This is a genomic window from Halobacteriovoraceae bacterium (assembly GCA_020635115.1).
In the GTDB taxonomy this organism is placed as follows: domain Bacteria; phylum Bdellovibrionota; class Bacteriovoracia; order Bacteriovoracales; family Bacteriovoracaceae; genus JACKAK01.
This window is the reverse complement of sequence record JACKAK010000007.1, coordinates 138,544-151,196: the sequence shown is the minus strand read 5'-3', so window position 1 is coordinate 151,196 and position 12,653 is coordinate 138,544. Positions and strand designations below refer to the sequence as shown.

General features: G+C 34.0%; 15 protein-coding genes. 9 read left to right on the top strand and 6 right to left on the bottom strand.

The features are described from left to right. Positions 1–2: 2 nt before the first annotated feature. Together H6622_12370 and rpmB are read left to right on the top strand one after the other, a co-directional pair. Entirely contained in the window at positions 3–1,004 is a 1,002-nt protein-coding gene (locus H6622_12370; protein MCB9062307.1) for a radical SAM protein, read from the top strand. Positions 1,005–1,116: 112 nt separating this feature from the next. Then, the gene (gene rpmB, locus H6622_12365) at positions 1,117–1,353 is read left to right on the top strand and encodes a 50S ribosomal protein L28 (protein MCB9062306.1); all 237 of its coding nucleotides are present in this window, start codon (positions 1,117–1,119) and stop codon (positions 1,351–1,353) included. 55 nt (positions 1,354–1,408) lie between these two features. Here the strand turns inward: rpmB and H6622_12360 are convergent, their stop codons facing one another. Next, on the bottom strand, positions 1,409–3,139 hold the full coding sequence (locus tag H6622_12360) for a S8 family serine peptidase (GenBank protein ID MCB9062305.1): 1,731 nt from the start codon (positions 3,137–3,139) through the stop codon (positions 1,409–1,411). A 213-nt stretch (positions 3,140–3,352) separates the two neighbouring features. On the opposite strand from H6622_12360, the gene H6622_12355 reads away from it, so the two are divergent. Then, positions 3,353–4,060, top strand: coding sequence for a hypothetical protein (locus H6622_12355; protein MCB9062304.1), 708 nt, complete (start codon positions 3,353–3,355; stop codon positions 4,058–4,060). A gap of 25 nt (positions 4,061–4,085) precedes the next feature. After that, complete coding sequence (locus H6622_12350; protein ID MCB9062303.1) at positions 4,086–5,120, top strand: DUF4340 domain-containing protein; 1,035 nt, start codon at positions 4,086–4,088, stop codon at positions 5,118–5,120. On the opposite strand, the gene H6622_12345 is transcribed toward H6622_12350, so the two are convergent. Continuing rightward, entirely contained in the window at positions 5,101–6,549 is a 1,449-nt protein-coding gene (locus tag H6622_12345; protein MCB9062302.1) for an HD domain-containing protein, read from the bottom strand. The genes H6622_12350 and H6622_12345 overlap by 20 nt on opposite strands. A gap of 337 nt (positions 6,550–6,886) precedes the next feature. Then, positions 6,887–7,066, bottom strand: coding sequence for a 50S ribosomal protein L33 (gene rpmG / locus H6622_12340; GenBank protein MCB9062301.1), 180 nt, complete (start codon positions 7,064–7,066; stop codon positions 6,887–6,889). 105 nt (positions 7,067–7,171) lie between these two features. On the opposite strand from rpmG, the gene H6622_12335 reads away from it, so the two are divergent. Together H6622_12335 and rpmE are read left to right on the top strand one after the other, a co-directional pair. Further along, entirely contained in the window at positions 7,172–7,444 is a 273-nt protein-coding gene (locus tag H6622_12335) for a hypothetical protein (protein ID MCB9062300.1), read from the top strand. Positions 7,445–7,538: 94 nt separating this feature from the next. Further along, complete coding sequence (gene rpmE / locus H6622_12330) at positions 7,539–7,763, top strand: 50S ribosomal protein L31 (protein MCB9062299.1); 225 nt, start codon at positions 7,539–7,541, stop codon at positions 7,761–7,763. Between the two features lie 82 nt (positions 7,764–7,845). On the opposite strand, the gene H6622_12325 is transcribed toward rpmE, so the two are convergent. The 3 genes from H6622_12325 to pyrE all read right to left on the bottom strand — a co-directional run bounded on the left by H6622_12325 (position 7,846) and on the right by pyrE (position 10,859). Beyond that, positions 7,846–8,859, bottom strand: a complete 1,014-nt coding sequence (locus H6622_12325; protein MCB9062298.1) for a hypothetical protein — start codon at positions 8,857–8,859, stop codon at positions 7,846–7,848. 63 nt (positions 8,860–8,922) lie between these two features. After that, entirely contained in the window at positions 8,923–10,206 is a 1,284-nt protein-coding gene (locus H6622_12320) for a citrate synthase (protein ID MCB9062297.1), read from the bottom strand. A 17-nt stretch (positions 10,207–10,223) separates the two neighbouring features. Then, positions 10,224–10,859 (bottom strand): orotate phosphoribosyltransferase, encoded by a 636-nt coding sequence (gene pyrE, locus H6622_12315; protein MCB9062296.1) that lies wholly within the window; start codon positions 10,857–10,859, stop codon positions 10,224–10,226. A gap of 63 nt (positions 10,860–10,922) precedes the next feature. Between pyrE and sfsA the strand changes: the two genes are divergently transcribed. The 3 genes from sfsA (at position 10,923) to H6622_12300 (ending at position 12,632) form a co-directional block, all read left to right on the top strand. Further along, positions 10,923–11,633 carry a DNA/RNA nuclease SfsA gene (sfsA, locus tag H6622_12310; protein MCB9062295.1) on the top strand — a complete coding sequence of 237 codons (711 nt, stop codon included), beginning with the start codon at positions 10,923–10,925 and terminating at the stop codon, positions 11,631–11,633. 120 nt (positions 11,634–11,753) lie between these two features. Then, on the top strand, positions 11,754–12,338 hold the full coding sequence (locus tag H6622_12305; protein ID MCB9062294.1) for a polyisoprenoid-binding protein: 585 nt from the start codon (positions 11,754–11,756) through the stop codon (positions 12,336–12,338). Between the two features lie 33 nt (positions 12,339–12,371). Then, positions 12,372–12,632, top strand: a complete 261-nt coding sequence (locus H6622_12300) for a hypothetical protein (GenBank protein MCB9062293.1) — start codon at positions 12,372–12,374, stop codon at positions 12,630–12,632. The last annotated feature ends 21 nt before the right edge of the window (positions 12,633–12,653 follow it).

Here is a 12,653-nt window from a genome sequence, read left to right as displayed (position 1 = left end):
TCATGTTTGAAAAAATATTTATAGAAAATGAATATAAAAATCATGTATTAGTTGAAAAAATTCAACAACGTTTTAAATCATCTCAAATATCATACATAGAGGATATAAATCAGATTTTTGGTAAGGTAAAAAAACCCTATTTGCATAAAAGAAATACACTCAATCTTTTTCTAGGAAGTAAAAAAGGTCAGCTTGTCAAAGAGGCCCCTGACGCCTATGGGATAAAAGGAGATAAACATTATTATTTCATTCATGCATATAATTGTATTTATGAATGTGAATATTGTTATCTTCAAGGTTATTTTCACTCTCCTGATATCGTAGTTTTTTTAAACAAAGAAGAAATTCAGCAAGAAATTTTTCGACTCGCAAAGTTGAACACTTTTGGAAAAACGTCTTGGTTTCATGCTGGAGAATTTAGTGATTCACTCGCACTTTCACATCTAACAGACGAAATTGATTTCTACTATGAGACATTTGAAAAAATTCCAGATTGCAAACTTGAGTTAAGAACAAAGTCTATAAATATAAAGAAGCTTCTAGAACTTGGAGCGAGGAATAATATTATTACCAGTTTTAGTATGTCTCCAAGCAAAGTAGCTAAAACCATTGATAGAAAAGTACCAAGTATAGAGGCAAGACTAAAGGCCATTGAAAAACTAGCTAGAAATGGTCATAAGATAGGAATTCATTTCGATCCGATTATTTATACTGATCAGTTCGAAGAAGATTATAGAGAATTACTCATTCAAATCAGAAAGCATATAGAGATGGAAAAAATTGAATATTTGTCTTTGGGAGTCGTTCGATTTACTCAGGATGTGTATTATCAAGTTAAGAAAAATTACCCTCAATCTATTATCCATTACGAGAGTTTTAATAAAAGTTTTGATGGAAAAGTGCGCTACTCTCGTCCTATGCGGATGTGGGTTTTGAATAAAATTAAAGATATGGCCATCAGTTTTGGTCTAAACGAAGACAAAATTTATTTATGCATGGAGTAGAAATCAAGCAAATTAAGTCTAATTGCCTTCCATTGCTTGCCATATCAAATTGAAATCGCTATATTTGCGCCCTGTAATGCTATTAAATTGTGTGAAAATAAGAGGTGTTAACATGGCACGTAGATGTGATTTAACTGGAAAAAGAAGACTTGTGGGGAATAAAGTTTCTCACTCAAACATCAAAACTAAAATGACTCAAAGACCAAATCTACAAACTAAAAGAGTATATGATCCAGTGTCGGGAGAAACAATCAAATTAAGACTTTCTACGAGAGCGATTAGAACTCTTGATAAGATTGGATCATTGTCTAAGTTTTTAAAGAAAAATAAAGACACCTTAAGCTTATAGTAAAAAAATAAGATAGATAGAGAAGGGAAGCCTTGCTTCCCTTTTTTCGTGCGTCCTACTTTTTAGCAACAGAATCTTCAGGAAATTGTGCGAGGACTTTGGATATCTTTGCCCCCCACTTCATCACAGATTGATCAGATTTGAATTGTAACATGACAGTGTCACCTTCAATGTATTCACTTACTACACCTTCACCATCTCCCACAATTGTTTCAACGATTGCTCCATCTTTATCAATTAAATTTAGATAATCATATCTTGGTTCGAAGTCGTATTTATCTATAACAACTTTTATATATGAAGCTCCTGGAATATGAATTGTTTTTCTCAAATCCATATTTTTTTCATAGGGATGTGGAGTTTCAAAAACCTCATCTAAAGCAAACTCTCTCCAATCATTTTCTCTTGGTTCATTTCTAACAGGACGAGTATTTGTCAACATATTATAGGCATTAATTCTTCCTCCAGAAATTGTCTTTCTCTTATATGTGGCAACAGGAACTGAAGTTTTCTGCATTACTTCTTTTACCTGATCAAAAGGAAGTCTTCCAAACTTAGAAACAAAAAGACCAAGAACACCGGAAACATGCGGAGTGGCCATAGAAGTTCCTGAGTAAGAGGCATAGTTTCCATTTGTAACAGTTGAGAGAATATTTTTTCCAGGAGCTGCAATATGTACTGTATTTTTACCATAGCTAGAGAAGCTAGCTAGACTATCTTGAATAGAGTGAGCTGCAACAGCAATCACATTTGGAACATTATAATTTGAAGGATAGTGAGGTCTTACATCATTATTTGAAGTAGAGTTTCCGGCCGCAGCGACAAAAAGAATTCCTTTTTTAGAAGCTGCTTCTATTGAGTCTTGTAGGGCCTGAGAAAATCCTCCGCCACCCCAAGAGTTAGACATGATATCAACATTCATCATAGTAGCGTAGTCAATTGACTTAATCGCAGCTTCAGTTGATCCCGACCCACTGTCAGTTAAAAATTTCACTGGCATCATCTGTACTTCGCCCATGACACCGGCAACTCCTTCACCATTATCATGCTCAGCTCCAATTGTTCCTGCACAATGAGTTCCATGTCCATGGCCATCTAATGGATTATTATCACCATTAGCAAAATCCCAACCATGAATATCATCAACATATCCATTGTTATCGTCATCGACACCTGGTAAACCATCTATTTCGGCCTGATTTACCCAAATATTATTCTTAAGATCTGGATGATTGTAGTCAATTCCAGTATCAATAATAGCGATTTTGATTCTTCTATCACCTTTTGTAATTGACCAGGCCTCAAGGGCATTTACGTCGGCCCCGGCCACACCAGTTAAACCTTTTGGATCATTGTCACCAGTATTTGCAAGTCCCCATAATTTACCAAATTGTGGATCATTTGGAGTTTCTGCAATAGGATTTGTAAGTTCAGATAACGATTCACTAATTTGATCTAGAGAGAGAGGATCAATTGGATCATCAATTTTATATAGATAATTAGGTTCAGCATATTCGATATTTTCATTATCATTCAATATGGATAAACCTGAAAGTACTAGAGAATCTTCCATTTTTACGATCACAAATTTTCCAGCAATCGTTTTAAAACTTCTTTCAATTGTTGCATTTTGAATGTTCAATGATAATGCATTATAGTCAGATGCATCTTTTAATTTAATGATGATTTCACCTGGTACACGGTCGATTTCTTCGCTCATTGGATAAGTTTTTGCGAAGCTTACCGTACTAAACGCAAGTGAAAGCGTTAATACTGATTTAAGCATATTGTCCTCCTTGACTTTGCTTGTTCTTTGTCCCCAAACAACCATTATATCGAAAATCTGGTTAAAATTTCTGATAGTTGCTTACTTTTATGAGTTTTATATATAAAATTCTAACTGAATTCTAATAATGGCCCCAATGGTAAATCCTGCCTGGGGGATAACGAACCTTTTTTCCTCCCTTTTAAGGCCCAGAAATATCAGCATAATAGTTATATGATACATAGCAGTAGTAGAGATCCAGTATTAATCAAAAAAATTCAGCTCAGAGTCTGGGGTTTAAGAGACGAAATAGCTTATACTTATAAGCAACGATCTGAAGGTTTAGATACCACCCAAAAAGAGGACTTAATTGAACATATTAGAAATGAGTATGAAGGTAAAAGCACTTCTCCCCTTGGAGAAATTACTGAGAATTCAACTCTAGATGACAGTGAAGATGAAATGGCCGCTGCCTTGGCGGCCGCAGAATCAGGAGAAGCAGAGAGTGAGGATTCTGGAGCAGTTGATCTAGATAGCGAAGAAGTTGTTACCATAAAACAAGTACGGCCAAAGTTACCGCCTTCAAAATTTTCTAGTGGCTCTTTAATATTGTCAGAAATTTCTATGGAAGAAATGAGTTTTTTTTGTGATACAAGTTTTTTAAGAGGTCAATCTATTGTAGTGGAATTTTTGGTACCTCAGAATTTTATACTCAATGGTGAAGTTATTTTCTGCCGAGCGTACAATCCGTCCTCGAAAATAATCTCCGAAACAAAACACCCTTATAGACTTAATTTAAAATTCTCTTTTTTAAAAAAAGGTGAAAGAACCCTATTGCGTGAGTTCGTAAAATCGATTGAGCCTGATATCCCTGAAGAGACACCTAAGGAAGAAACTGCTAACGCAGGAGATTTGAGTGATCTAGATGAACTTGACCTCTAGGCGTCTTTAAAAGTAAATTAATCGAATGATAAATATTTTACATTCGAAAAGATATCGAACCTCAAGCTGGCTATTATTCCTATTTCTGCTAACACTCGTTTTTGCGGCATCAATTGGGCACATGTTTCAAGCTCCAACATCAAATGAAAAATTGTTAGAAAGAAAAAGTTTACTTCTGGCCGACACAAATTTTGAAAAGGTCAAAAAAATTGATCTTAAAAATCGGCTTGGTAACTTTACTTTTAGATATAATGATCTCAATCGAAATTGGGAAATGTCTAGGCCGAGAGAACTATTAATCAGAGAAGATATCATTAGAAAGTTGTTGCATGAAATTTCAATGATCAAAGTAAAAAAAGTTCTCAAAAAGGATCAAATTAATATTTCAAATTATTCATTAGATTCACCTCTTTTTGAAATAAGTTTTTCTCTTGATGATAGTAATGATCCAATCCAATTAAAATTTGGACTAATTGATTCAATCGGAAATTCAACTTACGTTCTTGTTTCTAAAAAGAATGTAATTTATCAAGTAGATCAGATAGATAATTTATTTTTAAAACTAGATTTACCTGATTTTATTGAAACAAGAGTGTTTGTGGCCGACCGACATGAAATTTCATCAATGATGATTCTTAGTGGGGATGACCTAAAAAAAGTTGGTCTTCAATTATCTGAAATTGATGGCCAATGGGTTGGAAGAGTTAAAAAGGATCTTGGCCAAGAAAAAGTTATCGAGTTTTTAGATAATTTTATCAACATTCGAAGCAGTATGATTTTGGATAAATTGGATAAAGAAAGTGAAGAGGATATCAATAAAAACTTTGTTCATCCTTTGTATAGAGTAAGCATACTCAAGAAAGATGAAACAGAGATTGTCTATGATATATCTTCGACATTTAAAAAAATTGGCAATCTCAAAATTGAAAAAAGACAACATTTTTTAGTTAGATCGAATCTTTCTCCCATTATTTACGTGGTACCAAGAAAATATTTAAAGGTTTTTGCTATAACTGAAAAAAATATTTCTTCTATTCCTGTTAAGAAACTTTTTTATTAACAACGTTTGAATTTGAAGGAAGCTCGTGCAATCTTTGAATTTTCCCTGGATCAGTGAATACTTTAATAAAGTTTTCAATGATCTGAGAGTTATATTTCGGAACCATCGTTTTATCTGAAAGTAATTTCCTTAATGCATCCACAGGCTTAAGATCATCTTTCATAATGATATGTACAAAGTCATCGGCAACAGCAACAATGTTGGCCAGAGTGAGAATCTTTGAACGCTTAATTCCTAATGGAAAACCGCTTCCATCATAATACTCATGATGTTGGAAAATAATTTGTTTAACTGAATTTGAAATTGTTGGAAATCCATGAAGCATTTCAACTCCATACTCTGGATGCTTTTTATATTCTTCTAAGTCACCAGCATCTAATTCTTCAGGTCTTTTTTCAAGAAGTTCTTTTTTGAGTTTCATTTTCCCAATATCATGAAACATACAAGCAAAGGCCGTTGTTTCGATAGTAACACGGGACTGCCATTCAAACTGTTTAATGATACAGCTGCTAAAGAGTGTTACAAGATAAGCGTGTGTAAAAGCACTAGGATCAAAATCTTGATAGTTTTTTAATACTTTGTAGAGATCATCTTGTCCTTCAATCATATTGTAAATATTAGCAGTGATTTCTTTACCTTGTTCGATGATTTGTGGTTTAAGTCCAACAGTAAAAGTTTCCTCCAAGAACTTTTCTGAAATGTTTTTGAGTAGACTGACTTTGGTTTGAGATGTAACGGCCCTATTGTTAACAACTTTACCAGACATATGGTTGAGAAATTGAATGTATTTGCGTCTATCTTTATTCGAAAAATATAAATACTGAACCTGTTTTTCATTTTTGTATTTATCGATTCTCTCTTTATCAAACTGGTCTCCAGCATGAAGAATTTTGACGTATCTACCACTGCTCAAACGAACATAAAGGTCAAAAAGAACATTCTTACTTGAATAAAATTCATCTATTTTAATTTTTGTGAACTCACCATCGTTAGTGTTAACTTCAACTTCTTCTGAAACACCTTGACGTTTTGGTAGAACTGCCATTAGTTCACCCAATGATTGATGTCCTTCCATTGTTTGAAGGAGTTGATCCATGCTAAAGGGACGACAAATGACTTCAGAGACTCCTAGTTTTTCGAGGTTTTCTTGTGAGCTGGCACCTTCTCCAAGCATTTCCTCTCTGTCTAGAACTAGAAGAACTCTTTGCCCTCTATGATTTTTACGTATAAATGTAAGAACTTGCGCGCCTGAGTGGTTTTGAATTTCATAATTGAGTATTGCAATGAAGAATTTTTCGTTATAAAGAGCGAGTTGTGCCTTTTTGCCGTTATCAACAGCAACTACTTCGTAGAAGTTTTCCTCCAAAAATTTTTTAGCTGTGGCCAACCACTCTTCATCATGATCGGCCAGAAGTACTTTTAGGGCCAAGTATTCCTCGCTTAAAGTTCAACCATTACATGAACTTATCGGGCAATTTTTGCCTGTACTGTAGAAAGAGCAGAAGCTGATTAGATTGAATTTTCAATATGTTGGATAGACGATCTGAAGAATGAGATGGATATATTTATTTGCCCAATAATATTAGATAATTATGAGACCATATTTTTCATTTTATATTTCATACTTTTTAAATTGTCCTCTTTTGTTTTTTCTAACTCATTGAATTCTTTAAGTGTTCCTTTTTTTGAGACACCAAAGAACTTAAGAAAAACAAAAAAGCCCCAGTACAAGCTGAGGCGATTCAATCAAAAAATAGATGATAAAACTACTTTATTTCTTTATGAACTGTATGTTTTTTTTCAAACTTGCAGTACTTTTTCATTTCAAGTCTATCAGGAATTGTTTTTTTATTTTTTGTTGAAGAATAACGGCTCACACCAGGAACTCCACTTTTTCTACATGTTTGACACTCTAAATGAATTACTACTCTTGGCCCTTTTGCCATAGGATCCTCCACAATTAATCATTGAAAACCGCAAAAACTTACCTTATAACAACGGTTACGGCAATTTATTTTTTTATCATTGCCATTGATTTTCTAGAGGAAAAAATGATTACACAAGAAAATTGGCAATCAAAAATGTTTAGCTCACAGCAACTAAACTCTTTTATTTCAGTGTTAGCTTCTCCAGGAGGACCAGGAGGAAGTGTTGAAATCGAATATGCCCTGACCCTTACTAATAAAGATTTTGAAGAATTAGATCAAACTTGTTTTTCAGATCTACAAGAGGCGTTAGTAGAAATTAACCGACGTTATCTTAATTGGGAGATTATCACGAGAGGTGCCCCGAAAGGTGGAAAATGCGACTCCTGTGAGGCCTAGAACGCTTGACGAGACGTGAGAAAAAAGGCATATTCTGTTCACTTTTTAGCAACCTACTATTGTATTAAGCAATAGCATCAAAGAGGTCCCCAATATGAAACAAGGAATCCATCCTGAATATCACAACGTTGTTATTACTTGCGTTTGTGGTGCAACTTACAACACTAGAAGTACTGCTCAACTTGATAAAGTTGATATTTGTTCAAACTGCCATCCATTTTATACTGGAAAACAAAAAGTGGTTGATACTGAAGGTCGTATCGAGAAGTTTAGAAAGAAATTTGGTGATAACTACACTAATGTAAAAAAGAAAAAATAAGTAAATTTTCTATAAAATACAAAAGGCCCTCATTGTGAGGGCCTTTTTTATTTTAAGTGTAAATGTTTGACTATTTAAAAACCTAAAAATTAATTAAGCAGACCCGATGTCTTTTTTCTCCAAGTATTTTTATCTTTTTAAACTCAAGTTTTACTCCCCAACTCAACATTCGTATCGATTTTATCTGCTCTTTTGACAAAGTTCTTTTTTGTACTTCAAATATCTCAATTCCCCCACTATTAGTGCAAACTTCAAATTCAAATGAAAATTTTGTTTCTAAAAGAATTCTTATTACCTGAAACGAAGTGTGTTTTTCTTTAACTTTTGAATAGATTTGCCCAATTAAAGGCATATTTCTTCGGTCTTTTTTAATTAACTGCGAAAGTCTTTCTAATTGATTGTCATGAGATGTTTTTAAAACTTGATGACACCAATTTTCCCCTACCGAAAGTGGACACTCTAAAGAATGTGGACAAGGATAAACAATTGAATAATTCTTGCTCAATAACCAATTTCGTATTCCCAATACTTTTTTAAAACTTTCTTTAGTACCAGGTTCAACGATAAAAATATTTTGTGGAGTTATTTCGTCAATAATACTCTCAACATTTTCTCTACTCATTTCATTAATTGAATTTCCAAAAATAACGTTATAAAAATGTTTTTTGGGAATATATTTAAAGGTTGTAGGTTTAATTTTTAATTTACTGAAATTTTTATTCAACTGTTCAAGCATAAGGTGAGATGTATCTACTGCGCACATCTCAGGAAATTCAATTTTGAGATGACAACAATATTCATACCAGGCAAGTAAGTATGTACCTGGCCCACTACCAATATCAATTACTGGTTTTGAGAGAAACTCTTCTAAATATTTTTGATCATTTATCTGAGATATTAGAAAATTAAATTTAGGGATATTAGTTGGAACATAAAATTGATTATAAGCAGAAACTAACTTAGAGCTTGCTGTATAATCACCTATTTCACTTCTTTGACTTGTAAACTTTGCTGAAACCTCTTCAAGAGCTTTTTTAAGTTCAGTTTCAGATAGTTCAAATATTGAATTCTTTTGAAAAAATGAAAAATCAAACAAAAAATTTACCCCAAATAAAAAAGGCCTTCTTAAGAAGGCCTCTTTAAAAAAAACGATTAAAACTTATCTATTATCTAAATTAATAAATTCTCTTTGTCCATATCCTGTATAGATTTGTCTAGGTCTAGCAATTTTCATTCCGGGAGTCTCTGTCATTTCTTTCCATTGGGCCATCCATCCAGGTAATCGACCAAGTACGAACATGACAGTAAACATATTAGTGGGGATTCCTAAGGCCCTGTAAATGATTCCAGAATAAAAATCAACGTTTGGATAAAGCTTTCTCTCCACAAAATATGGATCCTTCAACGCTTCTTCTTCTAAACCTTTTGCAATATCTAAAAGTTGATCCTTAACACCCAGTTTTGAAAGAACGTTATCACATGCCTTTTTAATAATTTTTGCTCGAGGATCAAAGTTTTTGTAAACCCTATGGCCAAAACCCATAAGTCTAAAAGGATCATTTTTATCTTTGGCCTTATCTAAAAATTTCTTATAATCCCCTCCATCTTTTTGAATCTGTTCAAGCATTTCAAGGACTGCCTGATTCGCTCCACCATGAAGTTGTCCCCACAGAGCATCTATTCCTCCTGCAACAGAGGCAAAAACGTTTGCTTTTGAAGAACCAATTACTCTTACAGTTGAAGTTGAGCAGTTTTGTTCATGATCAGCATGTAAAATAAGGAGTACATCAAGTGCTTCAGCTATTTCCTTATCAACAACATAATCTTTACCACCAAACATTAAATTTAAAAAATCTTCAGAAAAATTTAGTGCCGGATCAGATTTCACAACTTGTAGGTCTTGAGCTCTCCTATAAAATCTTGAAGCAATCACTTTCAATTGCCCCATTAATTGTGCGAAAACTTTCTGTTTTTGTTCAGCCAAATATTCTTGTGCAAGATATTCAGGATAAAAACCTGCAAGGGATGCACAAGCGGCAGAAATAACTCCCATTGGATGGGCCGTAATTGGGAATTGATCAATAATGTTTTCAATTTGCTGGGGAAGTTCAGCCGATTTTTTAATATTATTTCTAAACTCTTCAAGCTGATTTTTATTTGGAAGTTCTCCATTGTAAAGAAGATAAGAAACTTCAGCAAAGTTTGATTTCTCAGCAAGTTGCTCAATTGGATAACCTCTATAACGTAAAATTCCTTTTTCGCCATTCAAAAAAGTAACACCTGAGTGGCATGAACCAGTATTCACAAAGCCAATGTCCATCGTAATCAATCCACTCGAGGCCCTCAACTGAGAAATATCTAGGGCCTTTTCATTTTCAGTACCAGTTATCACTGGTAATTCATAAGTCTGTCCGTTTAATTCTAACTTTGCCGTTTCACTCATATATACACTCCCCTTTATTAATTTACAGTCCATTCTGTAGGATTACTCTGCCAAGACTCCAGTAGTTCAATTTCTGAAATTGCGAGGGCCCCATATTTCTTACAGTACTTAATGATATCACTGAAACTAACTAAAGAATACAAGGGGATTCCTAGCTCTCTAAGTTTTTCTTGAGCTGCCTGCATTTCATAGTCAACTATACAAAAAACGGCAGACACTTTGTGCCCTTGCATTTTTACTGCATCAATTGCATCGGCTATACTTTTACCTTGGTTAACAAGATCCTCAACCATTATAATATCTCTGTTTTGAGCAAGATCCCCTTCAATAAGATTTTTCTTCCCATGTTCTTTGGCCTTTGCTCTCACATAACATAATGGAAGACCTAATTGATGTGCTATAAGACTGGCCATGGGTATACCTGCTGTAGCAACACCCGCTACTGCATTATACTGAACCCCACTGTGGACAATACATCTGGTAAAAGCATTTAAAATTTCCCCTCTTTGCCCAACATGTGAGAGGATTTTTCTATTATCGCAATATATTGGGCCAAGAAGTCCTGAGGCGTAGGTAAATGGTTTTGAAGGAGAAAGTTGAATACATTCTAATGAAATTAAAATCTCCGCAATTCTGTCTCGATGCTCGTCCATTATTATCCCCCTTTGGAAATACTGTGTCTTTCATTTTGTTTTTCTGAGAATATAATACTAGCCATGAATTTTGAAGTACCTATTATTACTGGAAAGATATTAAACCGCTATAAACGCTTTTTAGCGGATATTGAGTTGGATAATGGCGACATTATCACGGCGCATACCGCAAATACAGGAAGTATGAATACTTGCTGGGAAAAAAACTGGCCAGCTCTACTGAGCTATCATGATAACCCAAAAAGAAAATTAAAATATTCCTTAGAAATGACTCATAACGGTGATACTTGGATAGGTGTTAATACTGCAATCCCAAATCGCTTAGGCCAAGAAGCTTTTTACAATCATCAAATAAGCGAATTTCAGTCTTACAATAACATTAAACCAGAAGTCAAAATAGGGAAAAGCCGCATAGACCTTGTCCTCTATAATGGTGAATACAACTCTACCAAAGATAAAATGTTTGTCGAAATTAAAAATGTCACATTGCTAGGTAAAAACAGGGAGGCCCTTTTTCCCGATGCGGTTTCTGAGCGTGGCCAAAAGCATTTAGAAGAACTTATTGATTTGAAATTGAGGGGATATCAGTGTGCTATGCTCTACATTATTCAAAGGGAAGATGTAGATTCTTTTCGACCTGCACATGAAATTGATCAAAAATATGGGGAGCTTCTCATAAAAGCACATAATGTCGGTGTCAAAATTTTGCCTTATCGATGTGAGCTTTCTCAAGAAAGTATTAAGATTTCACACAAATTACCCTTCAATTTATAAACACAATCCTAGAAAAAATCTGACAATTATTTTTCTATGTCTGTAGTATTATTAATTTTTTATGAAATAATGTAACGATTTTAATTTCCTAGACACTAATACTTAAAAGGGAGAATAGATATGAAACTCATCATTTTAATGGGAATAATTTTATCGAGTGAACTGCTTGCAACAAACTATAAAATTGATCACTCACATACTAAAATCGAATTTGAAATCACTCGTATGAAATACTCAACCACCACAGGACAGTTTAATAAATTTGATGGAACATTTGATTACGATACGAAAACACAATTGTTAAAAAATCTAGTGGTAAATATTGACCCTTCTAGTATTGATACGAATGAGACCGATAGAGATAAACATTTACGAAGTTCAGATTTTTTTGATGTTGAAAAATATAAATCAGCTCAATACACGGCAAAAGACATAAAAGTACCTCTTGGAAAAGAAAGCCAAATTTATGGAGTACTTAATTTACATGGCGTAAAAAAAGAAGTTCCTCTTAAAGTTATCATTCAAGGCCCAGTCACAGATCCTTGGGGTAATTCAGCTCTTATTATTAAGGCCGATGGAAAAATCATAAGAAAAGATTTCAATCTTAACTGGAATAAGGCCTTAGGTGGTGGACTCAAAGATTTTCTAATTGGCGACGAAGCAATGTTAAGAATTAGAGCAGAGGCCTTACAAATTCAAAAATAGTTTTAAAATCATCCATTCACAAAGGAGAGAGCGATGGATAAGAAAAAGTTATTATTAAGTGCTGCTTTTACTGGATTAGTTTTAGGCTCGGTTAGCTGTGCAACAAACTCATCATCGACATCAAATGACTCTGGATCTATGGGAGAATGCCATGGAATCAACTCATGCAAAGGACAAGGTGCATGTGGAGGAAAGGGACATGGTTGTGCTGGACAAAATAAATGTAAAGGTAATGGTTGGCTTAAAATGTCTGAAGGTGAATGTAAAGAACAAGGTGGATCTTTTAATAGCTAGTTTTAAAATATTTATTCATTC

Coding starts and splice junctions, on each gene's coding strand:
- sfsA (MCB9062295.1), top strand. CDS start 10,923: ATGAATTTTGAAGTACCTATTATTACTGGAAAGATATTAAACCGCTAT.
- H6622_12320 (MCB9062297.1), bottom strand. CDS start 10,206: ATGAGTGAAACGGCAAAGTTAGAATTAAACGGACAGACTTATGAATTA.
- rpmE (MCB9062299.1), top strand. CDS start 7,539: ATGAAACAAGGAATCCATCCTGAATATCACAACGTTGTTATTACTTGC.
- H6622_12350 (MCB9062303.1), top strand. CDS start 4,086: ATGATAAATATTTTACATTCGAAAAGATATCGAACCTCAAGCTGGCTA.
- rpmB (MCB9062306.1), top strand. CDS start 1,117: ATGGCACGTAGATGTGATTTAACTGGAAAAAGAAGACTTGTGGGGAAT.
- H6622_12355 (MCB9062304.1), top strand. CDS start 3,353: ATGATACATAGCAGTAGTAGAGATCCAGTATTAATCAAAAAAATTCAG.
- H6622_12370 (MCB9062307.1), top strand. CDS start 3: ATGTTTGAAAAAATATTTATAGAAAATGAATATAAAAATCATGTATTA.
- rpmG (MCB9062301.1), bottom strand. CDS start 7,066: ATGGCAAAAGGGCCAAGAGTAGTAATTCATTTAGAGTGTCAAACATGT.
- pyrE (MCB9062296.1), bottom strand. CDS start 10,859: ATGGACGAGCATCGAGACAGAATTGCGGAGATTTTAATTTCATTAGAA.
- H6622_12360 (MCB9062305.1), bottom strand. CDS start 3,139: ATGCTTAAATCAGTATTAACGCTTTCACTTGCGTTTAGTACGGTAAGC.
- H6622_12305 (MCB9062294.1), top strand. CDS start 11,754: ATGAAACTCATCATTTTAATGGGAATAATTTTATCGAGTGAACTGCTT.
- H6622_12300 (MCB9062293.1), top strand. CDS start 12,372: ATGGATAAGAAAAAGTTATTATTAAGTGCTGCTTTTACTGGATTAGTT.
- H6622_12335 (MCB9062300.1), top strand. CDS start 7,172: ATGATTACACAAGAAAATTGGCAATCAAAAATGTTTAGCTCACAGCAA.